This window comes from Dictyoglomus sp., assembly GCF_049968615.1.
GTDB lineage: Bacteria > Dictyoglomota > Dictyoglomia > Dictyoglomales > Dictyoglomaceae > Dictyoglomus > Dictyoglomus turgidum.
The window spans coordinates 1-550 of the sequence record NZ_JBMFQK010000037.1; the positions used below are offsets into that span (position 1 = coordinate 1).

Genomic DNA, 550 nt, shown 5'->3' on the forward strand with positions numbered 1-550 from the left:
GTCCTAAATCGATTAAAATCTTAGGATTGTGCTTTATAAAAAACTCTCTTAACTTTTCTCCATAACCTGCTCTCATCCACTTGTTTGATGTTATAAAACAAAGATGACCACCCTCTTTTAGTAGATTTATGCCTTTTTCATAAAAAAGAGTGTATATATCCCCCATGCTGTTAAACACTTCGTAATTAAATTTTTTATACTTTTTTGCAAGTAAGCCAGCATTCTTTTGCAGCTGTATATACGGTGGATTTCCAATCACTATATCAAAGCCACCACTGCGCATTACTTTTGAGAAGTAAACTACGAAATCAAATTCTTTGTGACCATTTGTAAGCTCTTTGATTTCTTGATCAATTTTTCTTTTTAATTCTCTTTTTCTATCTAAATTAGTTGTTGTATGGTATTCGTCTTCCAACTGCTCTAAAGTATCAAAACTTTTAAATAAGTCTTGTTGAATACATGACAGTGAATCGCCTGCTACAAGCTTGTAATCCAGGTTTGGCAAAGGTTTTATCTGGGTTAGATCTTCTTCGTCTACTATTAAAGATAG

The 550-nt window shown here is 32.5% G+C and carries 1 protein-coding gene; it reads right to left on the reverse strand.

Annotated features, from left to right (window positions below; translation table 11 throughout):
- Window positions 1-550 (reverse strand): Eco57I restriction-modification methylase domain-containing protein (locus ACP5QL_RS09265; RefSeq protein WP_428127314.1); only part of this gene is annotated, 550 nt, incomplete at both ends.